This window comes from Acidovorax sp. DMC1, assembly GCF_056314325.1.
On record NZ_JBQUYO010000007.1, the window covers coordinates 224650 to 245403 of the forward strand.

Consider the following 20754-nt stretch of genomic DNA (forward strand, 5'->3'; position numbering starts at 1 on the left):
AAGTGCCCCTTTGGAGTGTTCAGCCCACCGCCACGCGCTGCCCCGGTGCGATGGTCGGGGGCGCCGCGTTCAGCGTCTCGATGGCAAACCCCGCCGCCGCCTTGTAGCGGGCCATGAAACCCTCGCGTTCCTCGCGCGGCAGCACGTCGTCGATGTGGTCGAACACCCCGCCGCAGCGCTCGTCCACCAGCCCCAGCAGGCCAAAGGGCCCAGAACCCCGGTTGCGCAGCACCAGCGCAGAGATGTCCTTGCACAGCTTGTCGTCGTAGGCGCGCAGCGCCTGCGGGCCCACGCCATGCGCAATCAGCTGCGCGCCCAGCACGCGCGCATCCACGATGGCCTGGCTGGCCCCGTTGGAGCCCACGGGGTACATCACATGCGCCGCATCGCCCAGCAGCGCCACGCGGCCGTCTACCCAGGTGGGCACCGGGTCGCGGTCGATCATGGGGTATTCAAAAATGTCCTTGGCACCGCGCAGCATGGCGGGCACGTCCAGCCAGCTGTAGTTCCAGCCGTCAAAGTGGTGGATGAACTCCTCCAGCGCCACGCGCCGGTTCCAGTCGCCGTGCTGCCAGCCGCCCTGGTTGTCCACCGTGATCTCGGCAATCCAGTTGATGGTGGCCAGCCCTGTGGTCGGGTCGGGTGGCGTGATGGGGTAGAACACCACGCGGTGCCGCAGCGAGCCCACGCCCACAAACGACGCGCCCGTGCGCACCGGCACCCCCGGCGTGGTGCCCCGCCACATGATGGCGCCACCCCACTGGATGGGGGGCTGCGTGGGGTGCATTTGCGCCCGCACGGCCGAGTGCAGGCCGTCGGCCGCAATCAGCAGCGAGCCCGCTACTTCGCGTTGCGTGCCGTCGCGTGTTTCGACGATGGCGGTGACGCCATTCGCATCCTGCCGGTAGCCCACCACACGTTGCCCCAGCTGCACGGCGTTGTCGCCCAGGCGGGCTTTGACGGCGTGGTACAGCATCATCTGCAGCTGACCCCGGTGCACCGAATACTGCGGCCAGTGGTAGCCCGCCTCCAGGCCGCGCGGCTCGGCATACACCTCGTTCCCGTTGCGGCCCACCAGCGCCCATTCGCGTGCCTGCAGGCCAATGGTGTCCAGCACGTCGTTGCCAAACCCCAGGTCGTGCAGTTCGCGCACGGCGTTGGGCTGCAGGTTGATGCCCACGCCCAGCGGCTGCAGTTCCGGCACCGTTTCAAAGACGATGCAGGGCACGCCGATCTGGTGCAGGGTGAGGGCGGTGGCCATGCCACCAATGCCACCCCCGGCGATCAGCACGGGGTGGGCGGAAGAAGGGTGTGAAGTAGTGGGTGCGCCAGACATGCCGAGATTGTCCATGCAATAGCGGGTGGAGCTTGTCGCGGACGCCGCAGGCCCATGCGGCGCCGGACGCATGCCGGGGGCGGTGTGCTGCAGGTTGGCAGCCTCCTCACCAAGCCCTACTGCTCAGGCGTAGGTATCGACGTTGTTGCCCAGCCCAGCAGATGGAGTCTTTGCCGCCTGGGTCTTCTTTTGCTGCGCGGCATTGGCCGCCGCCTCTTCGGCCTTCGCCACCTGGGACAGTTGTTGCTCTTGCTGTTGCGCGCGCTGTATCGCCGTAATCTGGGCTTGCACCATCTGGATCTGCGCCTGCAGCAGTTTGGCCTTCTCTTGTTTGGCCTTGGCGTCCATGTCGGAACTGACTACGCCCTTGAGTTCCTCCGTCAGCTCGCGCAGCTGCTTTTGCAGCTTGGCGATGTCGCTGCTGCCGCTGGAGGAAGAAGGTTTGACGGAGGTGGTGCTGGCAACTTGCATCCCTGGTTATCGGCAAGACGCAGGGAAAGTTGACGGTCCCTTCGCAAAGCGGGCTCTTGAACTGAGCGCCGCCACCCCATGCCGAACCAGGGTCTGCCGATGTACGGCTTGCCGCAGCCTGTGGCACCATGCCCCGATGCAGAACGATGAACACCTGATGGCGCTGGTGAACGCCAACCGCAGTACCCTGCTGCGCGCCGCTACGCGCCTGCTGGGTCCTGCCGAGGCCGAGGACGCCGTGCAGGACGCCTACGTGCGTGCGCTGGAGGCCCAGGCCCCGGCGCTCAATGCGGCCCAGGCGTGGCTGTTGACGGTGGTGCGCAACCTGGCCATCGACCGCCTGCGGCGGCGCCAGTGGATGGCCCAATGGCTGACCGAAGCCACGCGGACCGCGCATGGCGATGTTGCCGATTCGGTCGTGCCCTCGGCAGAGGCCGATGCCGCGCTGGCGCAGCAAGCCACGCTCGCATTGCGGCGGCTGGCGGCGTGCGTCACGCCCATGGAGGGCGCCGCAGTGCTGCTGCATGCGGTGTTCGATGCCAGCCATGCCGAGCTGGCACAGGCCACCGGCCGGACGGAAGCGGCCAGCCGTCAGCAATTGCGCCGCGCATTGCAGCGCCTGCGGCAAGCCGAAGCGCAGGCCCGCCACGGTGATGAACGCGGTGAACCCAGTGACGGCGACCCGGCGGTGCTGCGCCTTTATCTGCAGTCTTTGCAACTACGGGACCCGCAGGCCCTGTGGGCCCTGCTGCGCCAGCCGCCCGTGAGTGCGATGGCGACGCAGCGCTCCGTGCAACCCGTACCACCGCGTGCCTCGCGCGCACCGGCCACGGTGGGTGGGGTGGTTCAGGTGGGCGGGCAACTGGGGTTGGTGCTCACGCTCGACGGCGTGACACTGTGCGTGTTGCCCCTGGGGCCCTGCGCCGAGCTGGCCCAAGACATCGTGGTGGCCTAGCCGACCCACCGGCACAGCAGCAAGAGCCCGCCCGGCAGCACTCAGGAAGGACGTTCGCAACATCATGGCCTCCCAGACCACCCCCACGTTCTTCGCCACCCCCCAGGCATTTCGCCAGTGGCTGGAGCGCCATGCGGCCAGCGCGCCGGAGTTGCTGGTGGGTTTTCACAAAGTGGGCTCGGGCCGCCCCAGCATGGGCTGGTCGGAGTCCGTGGACGAAGCCCTGTGCTTTGGCTGGATCGATGGCATCCGGCGGCGCATTGACGAGCACACGTATTCGATTCGCTTCACGCCGCGCAAGCCGTCGTCGATCTGGAGTGCGGTCAACATCGCCAAGGTGGAGCAGTTGCAGGCGGCAGGCCGCATGACGGCTGCGGGGCTGGCCGCTTTCGCGCACCGCAAGGCCGACAAGTCGGCCATCTACTCGCACGAGCAGGCGGGGGTGGCCGAGCTGCCGGTGGCGCTGCAGCGCGCGTTCCAGCGCAACAAAGCCGCGTGGCGGTACTTTCAGGAATCCACACCGCCCAGCTACCGCAAGGTGATGCTGCACTGGGTCACATCCGCCAAACGTGATGCGACCCGGGAGGCCCGGTTTGCGCAGCTGGTGGCCGCCTGCGCAGCGGGTGAGCGCATTGAACTGTGGGCGAAGCGGCCGCCCAGTACCAAGACTTAGCCGCTCCCAGCCCAGCCCAGCTCAGCCCAGCCCAGCCCCAAGCCCGAGCCACCCGGTGGGTTGCCGCGCTTGCCGTAAGCTCGCGGAATGCAACAAAGAAACCTTGGACCTTTCTCCGTCTCGGCCATCGGCCTGGGCTGCATGAACCTCTCGCACGCCTATGGCGCGCCGGTGTCTGCCGAGCAGGGCGAGCGCGTGCTGCTGGCCGCGCTGGATGCGGGCGTGACGTTGTTCGACACCGCCACGCTCTATGGCTTTGGCGCCAACGAAACCCTGGTGGGCCGTGTGCTGAAGCAGCACCGCAGCCGTTTCACCCTGGCCAGCAAATGCGGCATGCAGGGCGTCGATGTGAACGGCGACGGCAAGCTGGTGCGCGTGATCGATGGCCGGCCCGCCACGCTGCGCCAGACCTGCGAAGACAGCATGCGCCGCCTGCAGACCGATGTGATCGACCTGTACTACCTGCACCGCTGGGACAAGAAGGTGCCCATCGAAGACAGCGTGGGTGCTTTGGCCGACCTGGTGCGCGCGGGCAAGATCCGCAGCATTGGCCTGTCGGAGGTGTCTGCCGCCACCCTGCGCAAGGCCCACGCGGTGCATCCGATTGCGGCGGTGCAGACCGAGTATTCGCTGTGGACGCGCAACCCCGAGATCGCCGTGCTGGACGCCTGCCGCGAGCTGGGTGCCGCCTTTGTGGCGTTCAGCCCCGTGGCGCGGGGCTTTCTCTGTGGCGAGCTGCGCGATGTGAGCACGCTCGACGCCAAGGATATTCGCCGCGCCATGCCCCGTTTTGCGCCCGACGCCTATGCGGCCAACCTGGCGCTGCTCGACGACTACCAGGCCATTGCGCGCGATGTGGGCTGCACGCCCGCCCAGCTGGCGCTGGCATGGCTACTGCACAAGGCCGAGCACATCATCCCCATCCCCGGCACCACCAGCGTGGCGCATTTGCAGGACGACTTGGGCGCCGCCAATGTGCGGCTGGATGCCGCCACTATGGCGCAGCTGGACGCGCTGATCAACGAGCGCACGGTGGTGGGCAGCCGCTACAACGCGCAGAGCGCGAGTGAAGTCGATACCGAGACGTTTGAAGACCGCGCAGCGTGAGCGGCGCGGTCTTTGTTGCGTTTATTGATATAGGCCGCAGAAACCGGCGTTGCTCAAGCCAACGGCCGCCCCGCCGCGATGGCGGCGTCTCCCTGCCCGCAACGCGCAGCGGTGCGAGAGCCGGGGGGAAGGCGCGCAGCGCCTCAGGGGGGTGTGCTTTATCTCCCGCGCAGGTTCCCCTTGTCATCTGCAATCACGATCTCCACGCGGCGGTTCATGGCGCGGCCTTCGGGCGATGCGTTGTCGGCCACCGGGTGGGCCTTGCCATAGCCGCGTGCGGTGATGCGGCTGGTGTCCACCCCGCGCTGCACCAGCGCATCGCGCACGGCCTGCGCGCGGCGGTCTGACAGGTCCTGGTTGTAGCTGTCGCTACCCACGCTGTCGGTGTAGCCCTCGATCAGCAGCTTGCGGTCCGGGAACTGCTTGAGGAAGTTGGCCAGCTTGTCCAGACGCGGTGCCGCCTGGGCCGACAGCTCGGCCTTGTTGAAGGCAAACAGCACATCGCCCAAGGTCACCAGCAGACCGCGCTCGGTCTGCTGCGCTTCCATGTCGCGCAGCTGGGCTTCGAGTGCGCGCACACGGTCCTGCGCGGCGTTGGCCTGGGCCATGGCGGCGGTGGCTTGTGCCTGCTGTTGTGCGGCGCGCTGCTCGGCGCTCATGGCCTGCTGCTGTGCCTGTTGTGCGCGCAGGCGGGCGGCGTCGGCCTCCTGGGTGCGGGCTTGCAGGCGGATGCGATCCGCTTCGCTGCCGGCCTGCTTGATGTTGGCATCGAGCTGGCGTGCGCGGGCCGTGTTGGTGGCGATCTCGGCACGCTGGCGGGCGATGTACGCCAGGTGGTTGGTCTCAGACGTGTCCTTGTCATCGGCCCACACGTGGTCGGCCTGGGCCAGGGCATCGGTGGCCTGCTTGAGTTCGAGTTGGGCGTACTGGTTGACGGCGGGGTCGCCTGCCGCAGTGCTCACGGCCGTGCGGGCCTCTTCGAGGGCGGGCGACGGGGTGGTACTGGCGCAGGCGGCCAGCAGGCCCACAGCAATCAGGCTGGTGCACAGGGCGGTGGTGCGGTGAAAAAAGCGTGGCATGGTCGGGTGTTCCTTGGGTGTTGGAGTGAATTCAATCGCGGTGCCATCGGGGGCCTTGGCGCTGGTAGGCGAGAGGCGCAGCCGCTAGGTGGGGCGCACTCGGCACAGCGCAGGGCGCTGGATTAGCGGGGCGATCGGCGGTTGATTTCGTCTTGCAGTGCGCGGATGCTGTCCTGCACCTGGGCCAGGGTGGCGGCATTGCCCGCAGCGTCGGCGCGGGTCTCGGCCACGCGGGCATCGACCTCGGCCTCTGCGGCCAGGCGGCGCGCGGCCACATAGTCCTTTTCTGCCATGGCCTTCTCGGCCTGGATGAGCTTCTCGCGGGCCTGCTGCAGCTGCACGGGGGCGCTGGTGGCCACTGCCGGTGCCGCCGCCACGCGGTTGACGGTGGTGCGGGTGACCGCCATCTGTTCGGTGGGGGCGGGGGTGGACGAACAGGCGGCCAGTGCGCCCAGTGCGAGTGCCGCTGTGGCAGTGCGGATCAGTGCAGATGAATGCATGGTGTATGGGACTCCTCTGGAGGTTGTTGGAGACGCCGCACCCGTCTGTGGGGTGGGCAACCAGGGGGATCTGGTGTTGATGCATTGTTGGGGCCCGCTCGGCGAGCGGGCGTAGGTCCTGCCTCTGTATCGCTGTCGGGCATGTCTTACGAACATTTGCACGCCGGGCGCTGACACTGTGAGTGCGACGGATGTGAAGGCGCGTTGGGGAACTCTCGCTTTGCAGGGGTCTCGATCAAGGGCAACACGCGCGCACGCCGCGTTGTTCCCAGGCTGCGCCATCTGCTGCCGATGCCTTTGCGCGGGCTGTTTGCGTACACCGTACGCCCGCTTTCCACCCATCCCCCTTGCACAACGAAGAGGAGAGTTACTGCATGCCGCCATCCACGTTTTTCACCTGGGTCCAGGAGACCACTTTTGCGGGGGTGCCGCTATGGAGCCTGTGTGTAGCCCTGGCAGCGGCTGTCGCTACCTATGCCGCCATCCTTGTGGTGCTGCACCTGCTGACCCGCCGCGCCAAGGGGTGGGCCACGCAGTCACACAGCGGCATGGCACTGACCCTGGTGGACGTGCTGGAAGGCACGAGCCGCACGCTAATGCTGGTGGTGGCACTGCTGGTGGGCGCCAGCCTGCTGGACCTGCCGGGCCGCTGGGAGAGCCGTCTGAGCCAGCTGTGGTTTGTGGCCGTGGCGCTGCAGATGGGGCTGTGGGGCATGCGCGCGATTGGCATCGGCGTGCGCCGCTATGTGGAGCGGCACTCGTCCAGCGGCATGACGCAGGTCAGCGCCTCGGCCACGCTCATGTCGTGGGGGCTGCGCACGCTGCTGTGGAGTGTGGTGCTGCTGGCCATCTTGTCGAATGTGGGCGTGAACATCACGGCCTTCATCGCCAGCCTGGGGGTGGGCGGTATTGCCGTGGCGCTGGCGGTGCAGAACATCCTGGGCGACTTGTTTGCCTCGCTAGCGATTGCGGTGGACAAGCCTTTTGAGGTGGGCGACTTCATCGTGGTGGGTAACGTGTCGGGCACGGTGCAAGTGATCGGTCTCAAGACCACGCGCATCCGCAGCCTGCAGGGCGAGCAGATCGTGATGTCCAACACCGACCTGCTCAAGCAGACCATCAGCAACTTCCGCATGCTGGAGCGGCGGCGCATCGTGTTCACCTTTGGCGTGGCCTATGACACCACCCTCGAGCAGGCGGAGGCGATTCCAGGCGTGGTGCGCAAGCTCATCGAGTCGCACCCGGAGCTGCGCTTTGACCGTGCGCATTTCAAGGCGCTGGGCACCAACTCGCTGGACTACGAGGTGGTCTATATCGTCGAAGACCCGGCCTACAACCTCTACATGGACCTGCAGCAGTCCATCAACCTGGGGCTGCTGCGCGAGTTCAAGGCCATGGGGGTGGAGTTTGCATTCCCCACCCGCACGGTGCACATTGCCAGCACGCCGCCGCAGGCATCCGCAGTGGCCGCGACTTGATTCTGCGGACCAGCGCCGCGCAGGCGAAAAAAAAGCCGGCAGCCTTTGCAGGCGGCCGGCTTGAACAGGGTAGTTACCTCTAGCGCTTTTTCAACTTCTCAAAGAACGCTTACTTGGCGACCACGCGCACCATTTCCAGGCACTTGTTCGAGTAGCCCCATTCGTTGTCGTACCAGCTCACGACCTTGACGAAGGTGCCGTCCAGCGCGATGCCGGCGTCCGCGTCAAAGATCGAAGTGCGGGTGTCGCCACGGAAGTCGGTGGCCACCACCTTGTCTTCGGTGTAGCCCAGCACGCCCTTCAGCGCGCCTTCGGACTGGGCCTTCATCTCGGCCTTGATTTGTTCGTAGGTGGCGGCCTTTTCCAGCTCCACCGTCAGGTCCACCACCGACACGTCGGAGGTGGGCACGCGGAAGGACATGCCGGTCAACTTCTTGTTGAGGGCAGGGATCACCACGCCCACGGCCTTGGCAGCGCCCGTGCTCGAAGGAATGATGTTTTCCAGAATGCCACGGCCACCGCGCCAGTCCTTGTTCGAAGGGCCGTCCACGGTCTTTTGCGTGGCGGTGGCCGCGTGCACGGTGGTCATCAGGCCGCGCTTGATGCCCCACTTGTCATTCAGCACCTTGGCCACGGGGGCCAGGCAGTTGGTGGTGCACGAGGCGTTGGAGATGATGGCCTGGCCCGCGTAGGTGTCGTGGTTCACGCCGAACACGAACATGGGGGTGTCGTCCTTGGAGGGGGCCGACAGCACGACCTTCTTGGCGCCTGCGTCGATGTGCTTCTGTGCCGTGACCTTGTCCAGGAACAGGCCGGTGGATTCGATCACGATGTCGGCGCCGACTTCGTTCCACTTCAGGTTGGCAGGGTCGCGCTCTTGGGTCAGGCGGATCTTCTTGCCGTTGACGATCAGGGTGTTGCCTTCCACGGCCACGGTGCCGTCGAAGCGGCCGTGCACCGAGTCGTACTGCAGCATGTAGGCCAGGTAGTCGGGCTCCAGCAGGTCGTTGATGCCCACGACTTCGATGTCGCTGAAGTTCTGGATGGCCGAGCGCAGCACGTTGCGGCCGATGCGGCCGAAGCCGTTGATACCAATCTTGATCGTCATAGGGAGCCTCTTCAAAGTTGCAAAGTCGAAATCGGGAATCTGCCGCTGCGCGCCCGCTGGCAGCGGGGCACAGCGGGCAGAAGAAGTTTTAGCGGGCCTTCTTGGCGGGCTTCAGGCGCGCAGCACCGGTGGCCACCAGCACGGCATCGGCCACGTTCTCTTCGGTGAAGCCGAAGTGCTTGAACAGCACGGGCGCGGGGGCCGATTCGCCGTAGGTGTCGATGCCCACCACGGCGGCGCAGCCGTACTTCCACCAGCCGTCGGTCACGCCCATTTCCACGGCCACGCGCGGTACGCCGGCAGGCAGCACGCTGCTCTTGTACTTGGCGTCTTCACGGTCGAAGGTGGTGGTGCTGGGCATGGAGACCACGCGCACCGGCACCTTCTTGTCGGCCAGCAGGCGCTGGGCCTTCAGGGCGAGCTGCACTTCGGAGCCGGTGGCGATGATCACGGCCGCGGGCTTCTTCTTGAGGCCCACATCGGCAGGCTCGCTCAGCACGTAGGCACCGCGCGAGATGTCGCCCAGGTCGCGCTTGGGCGCATAGGGCAAGTTCTGGCGCGACAGGGCCAGCACGGTGGGCTTGTTGCGGTTGGACAGGGCCACGCTCCAGGCCACGGCGGTTTCGGCCGTGTCGGCAGGGCGCCACACATCCAGGTTGGGGATCAGGCGCAGGCTGGCCACATGCTCGATGGACTGGTGCGTGGGGCCGTCTTCGCCCAGGCCGATGGAGTCGTGCGTGAACACGTGGATCACGCGCTGCTTCATCAGCGCGGCCATGCGGATGGCGTTGCGGCTGTAGTCGCTGAAGGTCAGGAAGGTGCCGCCGTAGGGGATGAAGCCGCCGTGCAGTGCCACGCCGTTCATGATGGCGGCCATGCCGAACTCGCGCACGCCGTAGTTGATGTGGCGGCCACCGATCTTCTGGCCTTCGGCCACTTCGGTCTTGACCACGTTGCCCTGCATGTCGAAGCGCAGGTTGGGCGTGCTCTTGGTGTTGGTGAGGTTGGAGCCGGTCAGGTCGGCGCTGCCGCCCAGCAGTTCGGGCAGTGCGGCGGTGAAGGCTTCCAGCGCCAGCTGGCTGGCCTTGCGGCTGGCCACGGTTTCGCCCTTGGTGTGGGCGGCCACCACGGTGTCCACGGCCACCTGGGCAAAGTTGGCGGGCAGGTCGCCCTTCATGCGGCGCGTGAATTCGGCAGCCAGCTCAGGGAAGGCCTTGCTGTAGGCGGCAAAGCGGTCATTCCAGGCGGCTTCGGCTTGCTGGCCGCTGGCCTTGGCGTCCCAGCCGACGTACACGTCTTCGGGGATGGCGAAGGGCTCTGCCGTCCAGCCCAGGGCTTCGCGGGTGAGCTTGATTTCTTCAGCGCCCAGGGGCTCGCCGTGGGCCTTGGAGGTGTTGGCGCGGTTGGGGCTGCCCTTGCCGATGTGCGTCTTGCAGATGACCAGCGTGGGGCGCTCGGTCTGCTTCTTGGCTTCGGCAATCGCGTCAGCCACCTTGTCGGCGTCGTGGCCGTCGATGGGGCCGATCACGTTCCAGCCGGCGGACACAAAACGCAGGGCGGTGTTGTCGGCGAACCAGGGCGTCACCTGGCCGTCGATGGAGATGCCGTTGTCGTCGTACAGGGCGATCAGCTTGTTCAGCTTCCAGGCGCCTGCCAGCGAAATCGCTTCCTGGCTGATGCCTTCCATCAGGCAGCCGTCGCCCAGGAACACGTAGGTGTTGTGGTCCACCACGGCATGGCCTTCGCGGTTGAACTCGGCGGCCAGCAGCTTCTCGGCCAGCGCAAAGCCCACGGCGTTGGTGATGCCCTGGCCCAGCGGGCCGGTGGTGGTTTCCACGCCGGGGGTGATGCCCACTTCGGGGTGGCCGGCGGTCTTGCTGTGCAGCTGACGGAAGTTCTTCAGCTCGCTCATGGGCAGGTCGTAGCCCGTGAGGTGCAGCAGCGAATAGATCAGCATCGAACCGTGGCCGTTGCTCAGCACAAAACGGTCGCGGTCAAACCACTGGGGGTTGGTGGGGTTGTGCTTGAGGTGGCGAGCCCACAGGCCCACGGCCATGTCGGCCATGCCCATGGGGGCGCCGGGGTGGCCGGAGTTGGCTTGTTGAACGGCGTCCATGGCCAATGCGCGGATCGCATTTGCCATCTGTTGGGATTGCTGGGTGTTGGCCATGGGGGAGTGGTTCAGGGTGGGAGGTTCAGGGGAAACCCGGCATTTTACCGGCGCGGCTTTCACCCGCCTGAATCGGCCAGCCGTGCGCTGGGTGCAGGGCGGCAATGCACTACAGTGCGGGCCATGCAAGGACTGCACCTCACTGCCGATCTCCAGGGCTGCCGCTGCGCCAGTGCCTGGCTGCTGGACGCCACCGCCCTGGGTCGGGCCTGTACCGATGCGGTGCGCGCCGCCGGGCTGCAGGCTGTGGGGCAGTTGTTTCATGAGTTTCCGGCCACGGCGCATGGCCCTGGTGGGGTGACAGCTACTGTTTTGCTAGCAGAGTCCCACCTGTGTGTGCACACCTGGCCTGAGCAGCGCGCGGTGACGCTGGATGTGTATGTGTGCAACTTCGGCGCCGACCATTCGGCCAAGGCGCACGCGCTGATGGACACGCTGCTGGCCTTGTTCCAGCCCACGGCCGTGGATCGCCACGCGCTGCATCGGGGTGTGGTGAGCGGGGTGGCGGCATGAGTCCTGTTCACCACCAGGTGCCCGCATTGCTGCTGGCCGCTGGCCGGGGCGAACGCATGCGCCCGCTGACCGACACCACGCCCAAGCCCCTGCTGCAGGTGCAGGGCCAGCCGCTGCTGCAGTGGCACTTGCAGGCCTTGCTGGACGCGGGTGTCGAGAGGGCGGTGATCAACACCGCATGGCTGGGCGAACAGATCAGCGGGTATTTTTTTAGCGTTTTTGCCTCCAAGCGCAGGAAGAATATGCCTGAGCAGCTATCAATTTCATACTCCCACGAAGGAGTGGACTTTGGTGGCGCCCTGGAAACTGCGGGCGGCATTGCCCGTGCGTTGCCCCAGCTCGGCCCGGTGTTCTGGCTGGCGGCGGGCGATGTGTTTGCGCCCGACTTTGTGTTCGACCGCGCGGCGGTAGCGGCCTTCGAGGCCAGTAACCATCTGGCCCATCTGTGGCTGGTGCCCAACCCCGCCCACAACCCGCGGGGCGACTTCGGCCTGTCGGCCGACGGCCTGGCGCTGAACCTGCCCGCCGACGACCCCACACCGCGCTACACCTACAGCACCATCGCGCTGCTGCGCGCCGAGCTGTTGGCGCTGCCCTGGTGCGACATTCCGCTGGGCAACCCCAGCGGCATCAAAGCCCCGCTGGCGCCACTGCTTCGCCGGGCCATGGACAATGGCCGCGTCAGTGCGCAGCTCTACACCGGCCGCTGGACCGATGTGGGCACGCCCGAGCGGCTGGCCGAACTCAACACTCTTTCTCTCGACGCGCCATGAACACCACCGTGCCTGCCTCCGTCTATGCCCAGCGCCGTGCGCACCTGGCTGCCCAGCTGGGACTCGGGGGCATTGCCATCATCCCCACGGCGCTGGAGCGTCCGCGCAACCGGGACAGCGACTTTCTGTTCCGCCACGACAGCTACTTTTATTACCTGACCGGCTTCACCGAGCCCGGCGCCTGCCTGGTGCTGGCGCACGACGGCCGCAGCACGCTGTTTTGCCAACCCAAGGACCTGGAGCGCGAGATCTGGGACGGCTACCGCCTGGGCCCGGCCGCTGCGCCCGCAGCCTTGGGCGTGGACGCCGCGCATTCGATGGCGGAGCTGGACAGCAAGCTGCCGCGCCTGCTCGAAAACACGGCCTGCGTCTGGTACCCGTTTGCCACCCACAGCGGCCTGGCTGCGCGTGTGGAGGGCTGGCTCAACGTGGTGCGCGGGCGGGTGCGCTACGGCGCCATCTGCCCTGCCGAGCAGAACGACCTGTGCACCTTGCTCGACGAGATGCGCCTGTTCAAGGACGCGCATGAGCAGGACATCATGCGCCGCGCCAGCGCCATCAGTGCGCAGGCCCACATCCGCGCCATGCAGCGCTCGGCCCGCATGCTGCGCGCCGGGGAGGATGTGCGCGAATACCACCTGGATGCCGAGCTGCTGCACGCGTTCCGCAACGCGGGCTCGCAGTACCCGGCCTACAGTTCCATCGTGGCCGCGGGGGCCAACGCCTGCGTGCTGCACTACCGCGCCGATGCAGCACCTGTGCGCGACGGCGAGCTGGTGCTGATCGACGCAGGCTGCGAGCTGGACAGCTACGCCAGCGACATCACCCGCACCTTCCCGGCCAATGGCAAGTTCACCGCCCCGCAGCGCGCACTGTACGACCTGGTACTGGCGAGCCAGGATGCGGCCGTGGCTGCCACCAAGGCAGGTGCACGCTTCAACGACCCGCACGACGCCACGGTGGCCGTGCTGGCCCAGGGCATGCTGGACCTGGGCTTGCTCGACAAGAACAAGGTGGGCACCGCACAGGACGTGATCGACCAACGTGCCTACTTCCAGTTCTACATGCACCGCACCAGCCACTGGCTGGGCATGGACGTGCACGACTGCGGCAGCTACGTGGAGCCCGGCGAGGTGGGCCAGACCAGCGAACGCAAGGACCCGCTGTCGGGCGAAACCATCACCAACCGCCCCAGCCGCATCCTGCGGCCCGGCATGGTGCTGACCATCGAGCCCGGCATCTACGTGCGCCCCGCCGAAGGGGTGCCCGAGCAGTTCCACAACATCGGCATCCGTATCGAAGACGACGCCATCGTCACCGAGACGGGTTGTGAGCTGATCACGCGCGGCGTGCCGGTGAAGGCCGACGAGATCGAAGCGCTGATGCGCGCCTGAGCGTGGGCAAAACCATGGCCGTGGACACCGCTGCCAGAGCCGATGCGGCGCATGCTCCGGCTCAGCCCGGCAAGTGGCGGCTGGGCGGCGCGCTGTGGCTGCTGGGCATGCCCGGCGTGGTGGCGGTGGTCTGGACGCTGCTGCCCACCTTGAAGGCCAACGAAGCCCTGCTGCCGCTGCCGCCAGAGGCCGTGCTGTTGCTCAGCGGGTTGCAAACGGCGGCGCTCCTGGCGCTGGCCGTGGCGCTGGGGGTGTGGCTGGCGCCCCGCGTGGGTTTGCAGGCGCCTGCAGTGTCTGCCTGGCTGGCCGGTCGACCCGCAGGGCCTGCACTGCGGGCCCAACTCCTGCCTGGCATCGTGGGCGGTGTGGCTGGCGCAGCGTGGCTGTGGGTGCTGTCCCGGCTGGCGCCCACGGCGCTCCAGCCCTCCGATCCTGCCAGTGCCATGCCGTTGGTGGTCAAGCTGCTCTACGGCGGCATTACCGAAGAGCTGATGGTGCGCTGGGGTGTGATGACCCTGCTGCTGTGGCTGGGCTGGCGCCTGTTGCAGCGCGGGCAGGGGCGGCCGGGCAAGGGATTGGTGGCTGCGGCGGTGCTGCTCAGTGCCGTGTTGTTTGCCGTGGGGCATCTGCCTGCCGCGCAGGCGCTGGCCGGCGTGTTGACCGTGCCGGTGGTGGCGTTCGTCTTGGTGGGCAACACGGTTTTTGGCCTGGTCGCGGGCTGGCTGTTTGCGCGCTACGGCCTGGAGGCCGCGATCATTGCGCATGTGCTGGCGCATTGGTTGTCGTCCCCGCTGCTCTGACGCGCTGAGCCCTGTTGCTGCGGAACGGGTAACTCGCATGTAACCGCTTCGTGTGAGAATTGAAACTCGATTACATCCCCAACGACCGAGAGAAAAGAGACATGTCCATGCCTACCCGCCGCGCCACCAAGATTGTTGCCACCCTGGGTCCTGCGTCGAGCGACCCGGCGCTGCTGGAGGCGATGATCCGAGCGGGGGTGAACGTGGTGCGGCTGAACTTCAGCCACGGCAAGGCGCAGGACCACATCGACCGCGCTGCCACCGTGCGCGCTGCCGCCCAGCGTGCGGGCCGCGAAGTGGCCATCATGGCCGACCTGCAGGGCCCCAAGATCCGCGTGGGCAAGTTTGCCGAGGGCAAAGTGCAGCTGGAGCCGGGCGCCAAGTTCGTGCTCGATGCCTCGCGCACCGAGCTGGGCGACATCGATGGCGTGGGGCTGGACTACAAGGAACTGCCGCGCGATGTGAAGTCGGGCGACCTGTTGCTGCTCAATGACGGCCTGATCGTGCTCACCGTGGATGCGGTGCGCGGCGAAGAAGTGCACACCACCGTCAAAGTAGGTGGCGAGCTGTCCAACAACAAGGGCATCAACAAGAAGGGGGGCGGCCTCACGGCACCAGCCCTTACGGCCAAGGACATGGAAGACATCCGCACGGCGATGAGCTTCCAGGCCGACTACGTGGCCGTGAGCTTCCCCAAAAACGCGACCGACATGGAAATGGCCCGCCAGCTGTGCAACGTGGCAGCCTCCGAGTTCCGCCACAAGCCCGGCCTGATCGCCAAGATCGAACGCGCCGAGGCCATCCCGCACCTGGAGGCCATCCTACGCGTGAGCGACGGCATTATGGTGGCGCGTGGCGATCTGGCGGTGGAAGTGGGCAACGCGGCCGTGCCCGCACTGCAAAAGAAGATGATCCGCATGGCGCGGGACCTGGACAAGGTCGTCATCACCGCCACGCAGATGATGGAGAGCATGATCACCAACCCCGTGCCCACGCGCGCCGAGGTGAGTGACGTGGCCAACGCCGTGCTGGACGGCACCGACGCCGTGATGCTGAGCGCCGAAACGGCCGCTGGCCGCTACCCGCTCGAAACCGTGGAAGAGATGGCCACCATCTGCGCGGCAGCCGAGGCGGCGGAAGACCACCAGCTGGATGCTGACTTCACCGGCCAGACCTTTGGCCGCATCGACCAGTCCATCGCCATGGGCGCGCTGTTCACTGCCCACCACCTGGGCGCCAAGGCCATCGTCGCCATGACCGACAGTGGCGCTACGGCCCTGTGGATGAGCCGGCACAGCATCCGCATCCCTATCTACGCGCTCACCCCCAAGGTGGCCACGCAACGCAAGATGGCCATGTACCGCAACGTGCGTCCCTTGCTCATGGACACCAGTGCCGACCGTGACACTGCGCTGGACCAGGCCGAGCGCCACCTCAAGAGCCGCAACATCGTGCAAAAGGGTGATGTGTACGCCATCACCTGTGGCGAGCCCATGGGCGCACCCGGCGGCACGAACATGCTGAAGATCTGCGTGGCCAGCTGACTGGCAGAGGGGGCGCTCCCTCACCACTCCTGCGCCACGCCCTCTAGGCGATAGCGCCGGACGGCGGTCAGTGTGCGTTGCCCTGTGGCGACTTGTGCAGCAGCGCTGCCTGCCAGCGGGACGCCCGCGCGGCCAGGGCATGGATGGCCGCTGCGGCCAGCCCCCCGGTGAGCAGGCCCGCCAGCACATCGGACGGAAAGTGCACGCCCAGGCAGACGCGGCTCCACACCATGGCGGCCGTGACCGCAGCGGCCAGCCAGGTGAGCCCGCGGACCGGCCGCAGTGCGAGGCTGGCCGCCAGTGCGGCGGCGCCTGCCACATGCATGCTGGGAAAGCCTGCGCGCGCTGCGTGCTCGATCCACTGCACGCCAATGCCCAGTTGCGCAGGTCGCGGCGCCGGTACGGCCAGCCGCAGCAATTGCACCCCTAGCCAGGCCAGGGCCATCGACGCGAGCGCCAGGGCCAGGGCGCGCCGCTGCGCTGCATTGCCCAACACCAAGCTGCCGAGCAGCAGGCCGCCCATCGCAGTGGGCAGTTGCTGCGACACCCACCGTGCCACCGTTACCACGGCAGGCAAGGTGGCGGCGTCGGCATTGAGGGCCTGAAACAAGACCAGATCGATTTCAAGCATGGGAGCCGTCCGATGGCGTGGTGGTGTTGGCGAAATGCGGAAAGCGGGGCCGCAATGCGGTGGCGGCCAGGTCGCAGAGCCAGCCGGTGGTCCAGCACAGCCAGCCTGTCCACAGCGTATGGCTCATGAAATGGGCGCCACGCACCTGCTGGGCGGCACCCAATACAAACCCGGCCAGCAATGCGCTCGCCAGCCACCAGCGCGCGGCCGTCGGCGCCTTGTGGCGCAGCGCGAAGTAGCCGCCCAGAAAGGCGAATCCCGCCGATGCATGGCCCGCTGGGAAACAACGGCCGCTGCCGCCATCGAGCACGCCCAGCGCCCAGTGCGACACATGGCGCGCCACGCCGCCAAACTGCGCCAAGTCCCAGGGGCAACTGGTGGCGCTGAGGTTCTTGGTGATGCTGACCACGGCCAGCGAGAGCAGGGCGCTCACGGCCATTTGCAGGCGCTCGCTGGCGTCCAGCTTGCGCAAAAAGCCGCGCGGCCACCACACGCTCAACGCCAGCAGCAGCACCAGCAGCCATCCCAGGCGGCGGGCGCCTTCATGCAGCACCTGCACAAAAAACCACTGGTCCCGCATCGGAAACCCGTTGGAGGACCCGAACACCTGCGCAAAGGCCAGGTCCTGGCCCGCCGCATCCCAAGCCACGACACAGGCCAGCGCCCCCAGGGTCCAGAAAAGCAGTGTGTGGCGGTGTAAGGGGGCGTGGGGCGCGATGGACGGCGGGACGGACGAAGGCTGCATGCGCCGGAAGATAGGCGGCCGTACTTAACGCCGTCTTAAAGTTGGCATCGCCACTGTCACTCCCCTGTCTGATGGGCTGCGACAATGCCCGCATGCGAATACTCGTGGTCGAAGACGATGCGGGCATAGCCAGTGGCCTGCGCAGCAACCTGCAGCAGCGCGGCTATGCGGTGGATGTCAGTGATGGCGTCGCCAGCGCCTGGAGCGCCCTGCGCGCCGAGCGTTTTGACGCGGTGCTACTGGATCTGGGGCTGGTGGACGGTGACGGCAGCGAACTGCTCAGGCGCCTGCGCCTGAGTCCACCCGCCACCGGCGCCGCATCAGCAACCTTGCCGGACCCCGCCACGCCCGTCCTCATCGTCACCGCGCGCGACCAGGTGCACCAGCGCATTGCGGGGCTGGACCAGGGGGCCGACGACTATCTGACCAAGCCGTTTGATGTGGATGAGCTGGACGCGCGCCTGCGCGCCCTGTTGCGGCGCGCGGCGGGGCGGGCGTCGCCCACCATCCGCCTGGGAGACATCGAGCTGGACCCTGCGACCCGCACGGTGCGCCAGCAAGGCAAGCCGGTGGAAATGTCTCCGCGCGAGTTTTCGGTGCTGCTGGTGCTGCTGGAGGCGCGCGGCCGGGTGCTGTCGCGCCAGCAGATCGAGGAGCGCCTGTACAGCTGGGACGCTGCCGTGGAGAGCAATGCGGTCGAGGTGCACATCCACCACCTGCGCCGCAAGCTGGGCAGCGCCGCCATCCAGACCATGCGCGGAGTGGGCTATTTCATGCCGCAGGAAAAGCCTGCATGAACGCGCCCCCTGTTTCTCGTCCCGCGTCGGGGCGCCGCCCCTCGCTCACCCGGCAGCTGTTGCTGTGGTCCCTGGGGGCGCTGGCCATTGTCTGGGGCAGCTTCGTCTTCATTGGCTACCAGACCGGTGTGCATGAAGCTGACGAGCTGACCGACGGGCACCTGGCCAGCGTGGCCGCGCTGCTGCTTAACCTGCGGGCCACCGAGGCCATGGAGGGCCCGCAGCGGACCGAGCGCACCCCCACGCCCTGGCTCAAGTCGCACGACTACCAGCAGACCATCAGCGTGGTGCAGTGGGATGCGCAGGGGCGGGTGCTGTCCATCACAGGCTCGGTGCCCGAGCCGCCTTTCAGCGATGCCGAGGGGTTTGCCGACCTCACGCTGGGCCCCGACAAGGTGGCCTGGCGCAGCTTTTCGCAATGGGATGCGGGGCGCACCCGCAAGATCATGGTGATGCTGGAGCTGCGCGAGCGGGACGAGCTGGCGGATGACATCGCGGGGCAGCTCATCGAGCCCGGTCTGTGGTTGCTGCCTGTGGTGTCTCTGGCTCTGGGGCTCGCGCTGTGGCGCGGCTTGCGGCCTTTGTACGCGCTGTCGGCCGACGTGGCAGCGCTGGACCCGGCCAGTACCCAGCGGCTGGCATCGCGCCATGCCTGGAACGAGTTCGAGTCGGTCGTGGCATCGATCAACACCTTGCTGGACCGCCAGCAGGTCGCCATGGTGCGCGAGCGCCGCCTGGCCAATGAGGTGGCCCACGAATTGCGCACCCCGCTGTCCTCCATCGCGCTGCAGGCCAGCGCCCTGGCGGGGGAGCTGACGGAAGAGGCCCGGGCCCAGTCGCTGGCGCGCATCGGCCAGGATGCTCTGCGTGCGGGTCACGTTCTCAACCAGCTGCTGGCCCTGGCCCGCGCCAGCCGTGCCGAGCTGCACGAAGCCAAGGCGCCCGTTGACCTGAGCGCACTGGCGCGGTCGGTGTGCGCCGACTATGCCCAGGCGGCGTGGAAACGCGGCGACGACCTGGCCCTGTCGGCCCCGCCCGCGCTCACCGTGCCCGGCCATGCGGTGTTGCTGGACATCGCAGTGCGCAATCTGGTGGAAAACGCGCTCAAGCACACGCCCGAAGGCACGCAGATTGCGGTCCAGCTGGGCTCCGCCTACGCTGTTGGCGCGTGGCTGCAGGTGTGTGACGACGGGGCACGCCACCAGGTGGGGAGCGCGGCGGGTCGCACAGCAGCGGTGCCGGTGGACAGCCTGCATCTGGGGCATGAAATCCTGCGCCGCGTGGCGGACATCCACGGGGGGCACTTTGGCGCAGCACCTGCACCGGCGCCGTTTACCACCTGCTACCGGTTGGATTTGCCATCGCCCACCGTATTTTCCCCCGGTTAAAATTACGAGTTACCAAGCGGTTACCGCCGCATTGCCAGGTGCTACAGCGCCTCGCGCCCTCCTTCTTCAACCCTCCACGGACCCCACGACCATGCCCCTCGTTTCGATGCGCGAACTGCTCGACCATGCCGCTGCCAACAGCTATGGCATCCCTGCCTTCAACGTCAACAACCTGGAGCAGGTGCAAGCCGTGATGGCTGCTGCGGACGAAGTGGGCGCTCCCGTCATCCTGCAGGCCAGCGCTGGCGCACGCAAGTACGCGGGCGAACCCTTCATCAAGCACTTGATCCAGGCGGCGGTCGAGGCCTTCCCCCACATCCCGCTGGTGATGCACCAGGACCACGGCACCTCGCCCAAGATTTGCCAGGGTGCCATCGACCTGGGCTTTGGCTCGGTGATGATGGACGGCTCGCTGATGGAAGACGGCAAGACCCCTTCGTCCTTCGACTACAACGTTGAAGTGACGCGCAAGGTGGTGGACATGGCGCACAAGGTGGGCGTTACGGTCGAAGGCGAACTGGGCTGCCTGGGCAACCTCGAAACCGGGGACGCGGGCGAAGAAGACGGCATTGGTGCCGTCGGCAAGCTCGACCACAGCCAGATGCTGACCGATCCCGAAGAAGCCGCCGTGTTTGTGAAGGCCACCCAGCTGGACGCCCTGGCAATCGCCATCGGCACCAGCCATGGCGCCTACAAGTTCAGCCGCAAGCCCACGGGCGACATCCTGGCCATCAGCCGCGTGAAGGAAATCCACCAGCGCATCCCCAACACCCACCTGGTGATGCATGGCTCCTCGTCCGTGCCTGCCGAGTTGCTGGCCATCATCAACCAGTACGGCGGCAAGATGAAGGAAACCTACGGCGTGCCCGTCGAGGAAATCCAGGAAGCCATCAAGCACGGCGTGCGCAAGATCAACATCGACACTGACATCCGCCTGGCGATGACGGGCGCGGTGCGCAAATTCCTGTTTGAAAACCCTGACAAGTTCGACGCCCGCGAATGGCTCAAGCCCGCCCGGGAAGCGGCCAAGCAGGTGTGCAAGCAGCGTTACCTGGAGTTCGGCTGCGAAGGCCAGGGCAGCAAGATCAAGGGCCTGAGCCTGCAGGCCGTGGCCGCCCAGTACGCCTCGGGTGCGCTGGCCCAAGTGGTGAACTGATCGTTTGCACCAGGCCCTGCGGGGCCGCTGCCCAGCCTGGCTGCTTTGTGCTGCCAGGCTTTTTTTTGCCTGTTTGCGGAGGGAGACTGGGGAGTTCCCTCTACTGCAGACAAAGGCGACAGCGACAGGATTTTCT

The 20754-nt window shown here is 66.9% G+C and carries 20 protein-coding genes; 12 read left to right on the forward strand and 8 right to left on the reverse strand.

The window, feature by feature from the left end; genetic code table 11:
• Nucleotides 1-19: 19 nt before the first annotated feature.
• Nucleotides 20-1336 carry a flavin-dependent oxidoreductase gene (locus ACT531_RS15890; RefSeq protein ID WP_476018034.1) on the reverse strand — a complete coding sequence of 439 codons (1317 nt, stop codon included), beginning with the start codon at nucleotides 1334-1336 and terminating at the stop codon, nucleotides 20-22.
• Nucleotides 1337-1459: 123 nt separating this feature from the next.
• Nucleotides 1460-1807 (reverse strand): FlxA-like family protein, encoded by a 348-nt coding sequence (locus ACT531_RS15895; RefSeq protein ID WP_110960862.1) that lies wholly within the window; start codon nucleotides 1805-1807, stop codon nucleotides 1460-1462.
• 136 nt (nucleotides 1808-1943) lie between these two features.
• Here ACT531_RS15895 and ACT531_RS15900 point away from each other — a divergent pair, with 136 nt between their 5' ends.
• The 3 genes from ACT531_RS15900 to ACT531_RS15910 all read left to right on the forward strand — a co-directional run bounded on the left by ACT531_RS15900 (nucleotide 1944) and on the right by ACT531_RS15910 (nucleotide 4542).
• Nucleotides 1944-2762, forward strand: coding sequence for an RNA polymerase sigma factor (locus ACT531_RS15900; protein WP_476018035.1), 819 nt, complete (start codon nucleotides 1944-1946; stop codon nucleotides 2760-2762).
• A gap of 64 nt (nucleotides 2763-2826) precedes the next feature.
• Nucleotides 2827-3435, forward strand: coding sequence for a YdeI/OmpD-associated family protein (locus ACT531_RS15905; protein WP_110960864.1), 609 nt, complete (start codon nucleotides 2827-2829; stop codon nucleotides 3433-3435).
• An 87-nt stretch (nucleotides 3436-3522) separates the two neighbouring features.
• The gene (locus ACT531_RS15910; RefSeq protein ID WP_476018036.1) at nucleotides 3523-4542 is read left to right on the forward strand and encodes an aldo/keto reductase; all 1020 of its coding nucleotides are present in this window, start codon (nucleotides 3523-3525) and stop codon (nucleotides 4540-4542) included.
• A 158-nt stretch (nucleotides 4543-4700) separates the two neighbouring features.
• Here ACT531_RS15910 and ACT531_RS15915 read toward each other — a convergent pair whose 3' ends face one another.
• Together ACT531_RS15915 and ACT531_RS15920 are read right to left on the reverse strand one after the other, a co-directional pair.
• On the reverse strand, nucleotides 4701-5621 hold the full coding sequence (locus ACT531_RS15915; protein WP_476018037.1) for an OmpA family protein: 921 nt from the start codon (nucleotides 5619-5621) through the stop codon (nucleotides 4701-4703).
• Nucleotides 5622-5743: 122 nt separating this feature from the next.
• Nucleotides 5744-6121, reverse strand: coding sequence for a DUF4398 domain-containing protein (locus ACT531_RS15920; RefSeq protein WP_476018038.1), 378 nt, complete (start codon nucleotides 6119-6121; stop codon nucleotides 5744-5746).
• Between the two features lie 374 nt (nucleotides 6122-6495).
• Here ACT531_RS15920 and ACT531_RS15925 point away from each other — a divergent pair, with 374 nt between their 5' ends.
• A complete protein-coding gene (locus tag ACT531_RS15925; protein WP_476018039.1) occupies nucleotides 6496-7599 on the forward strand; it encodes a mechanosensitive ion channel family protein in 1104 nt (367 codons plus the stop codon).
• Nucleotides 7600-7708: 109 nt separating this feature from the next.
• On the opposite strand, the gene gap is transcribed toward ACT531_RS15925, so the two are convergent.
• Together gap and tkt are read right to left on the reverse strand one after the other, a co-directional pair.
• On the reverse strand, nucleotides 7709-8707 hold the full coding sequence (gene gap, locus ACT531_RS15930; protein WP_476018040.1) for a type I glyceraldehyde-3-phosphate dehydrogenase: 999 nt from the start codon (nucleotides 8705-8707) through the stop codon (nucleotides 7709-7711).
• Nucleotides 8708-8795: 88 nt separating this feature from the next.
• Nucleotides 8796-10877: a transketolase gene (tkt, locus tag ACT531_RS15935; RefSeq protein ID WP_476018041.1), complete on the reverse strand. Its 2082-nt coding sequence runs from the start codon at nucleotides 10875-10877 to the stop codon at nucleotides 8796-8798.
• A 123-nt stretch (nucleotides 10878-11000) separates the two neighbouring features.
• Here tkt and speD point away from each other — a divergent pair, with 123 nt between their 5' ends.
• From speD to pyk, 5 genes are all read left to right on the forward strand, one after another.
• Nucleotides 11001-11390 (forward strand): adenosylmethionine decarboxylase, encoded by a 390-nt coding sequence (speD, locus tag ACT531_RS15940; RefSeq protein WP_343735470.1) that lies wholly within the window; start codon nucleotides 11001-11003, stop codon nucleotides 11388-11390.
• Nucleotides 11387-12163, forward strand: a complete 777-nt coding sequence (locus ACT531_RS15945) for a nucleotidyltransferase family protein (protein WP_476018042.1) — start codon at nucleotides 11387-11389, stop codon at nucleotides 12161-12163. Before speD ends, ACT531_RS15945 begins: the two co-directional genes overlap by 4 nt.
• Complete coding sequence (locus ACT531_RS15950; protein WP_476018043.1) at nucleotides 12160-13557, forward strand: aminopeptidase P N-terminal domain-containing protein; 1398 nt, start codon at nucleotides 12160-12162, stop codon at nucleotides 13555-13557. Before ACT531_RS15945 ends, ACT531_RS15950 begins: the two co-directional genes overlap by 4 nt.
• Nucleotides 13558-13571: 14 nt before the next feature.
• Nucleotides 13572-14357 (forward strand): CPBP family glutamic-type intramembrane protease, encoded by a 786-nt coding sequence (locus ACT531_RS15955; protein ID WP_476018044.1) that lies wholly within the window; start codon nucleotides 13572-13574, stop codon nucleotides 14355-14357.
• Nucleotides 14358-14464: 107 nt separating this feature from the next.
• Nucleotides 14465-15901: a pyruvate kinase gene (pyk, locus tag ACT531_RS15960; RefSeq protein ID WP_060986152.1), complete on the forward strand. Its 1437-nt coding sequence runs from the start codon at nucleotides 14465-14467 to the stop codon at nucleotides 15899-15901.
• Between the two features lie 67 nt (nucleotides 15902-15968).
• Here pyk and ACT531_RS15965 read toward each other — a convergent pair whose 3' ends face one another.
• Together ACT531_RS15965 and ACT531_RS15970 are read right to left on the reverse strand one after the other, a co-directional pair.
• Nucleotides 15969-16532, reverse strand: coding sequence for a phosphatase PAP2 family protein (locus ACT531_RS15965; RefSeq protein ID WP_015016158.1), 564 nt, complete (start codon nucleotides 16530-16532; stop codon nucleotides 15969-15971).
• Nucleotides 16525-17277, reverse strand: a complete 753-nt coding sequence (locus tag ACT531_RS15970) for a phosphatase PAP2 family protein (protein ID WP_476018045.1) — start codon at nucleotides 17275-17277, stop codon at nucleotides 16525-16527. Before ACT531_RS15970 ends, ACT531_RS15965 begins: the two co-directional genes overlap by 8 nt.
• A gap of 92 nt (nucleotides 17278-17369) precedes the next feature.
• Between ACT531_RS15970 and ACT531_RS15975 the strand changes: the two genes are divergently transcribed.
• From ACT531_RS15975 to fba, 3 genes are all read left to right on the forward strand, one after another.
• Entirely contained in the window at nucleotides 17370-18074 is a 705-nt protein-coding gene (locus tag ACT531_RS15975; RefSeq protein WP_476018046.1) for a response regulator transcription factor, read from the forward strand.
• Nucleotides 18071-19462, forward strand: coding sequence for a histidine kinase dimerization/phospho-acceptor domain-containing protein (locus tag ACT531_RS15980; RefSeq protein WP_476018047.1), 1392 nt, complete (start codon nucleotides 18071-18073; stop codon nucleotides 19460-19462). The genes ACT531_RS15975 and ACT531_RS15980 overlap by 4 nt, the downstream gene beginning before the upstream one ends.
• Nucleotides 19463-19553: 91 nt before the next feature.
• Nucleotides 19554-20618 carry a class II fructose-bisphosphate aldolase gene (gene fba, locus ACT531_RS15985; RefSeq protein WP_099731867.1) on the forward strand — a complete coding sequence of 355 codons (1065 nt, stop codon included), beginning with the start codon at nucleotides 19554-19556 and terminating at the stop codon, nucleotides 20616-20618.
• Nucleotides 20619-20754 lie beyond the last annotated feature (136 nt).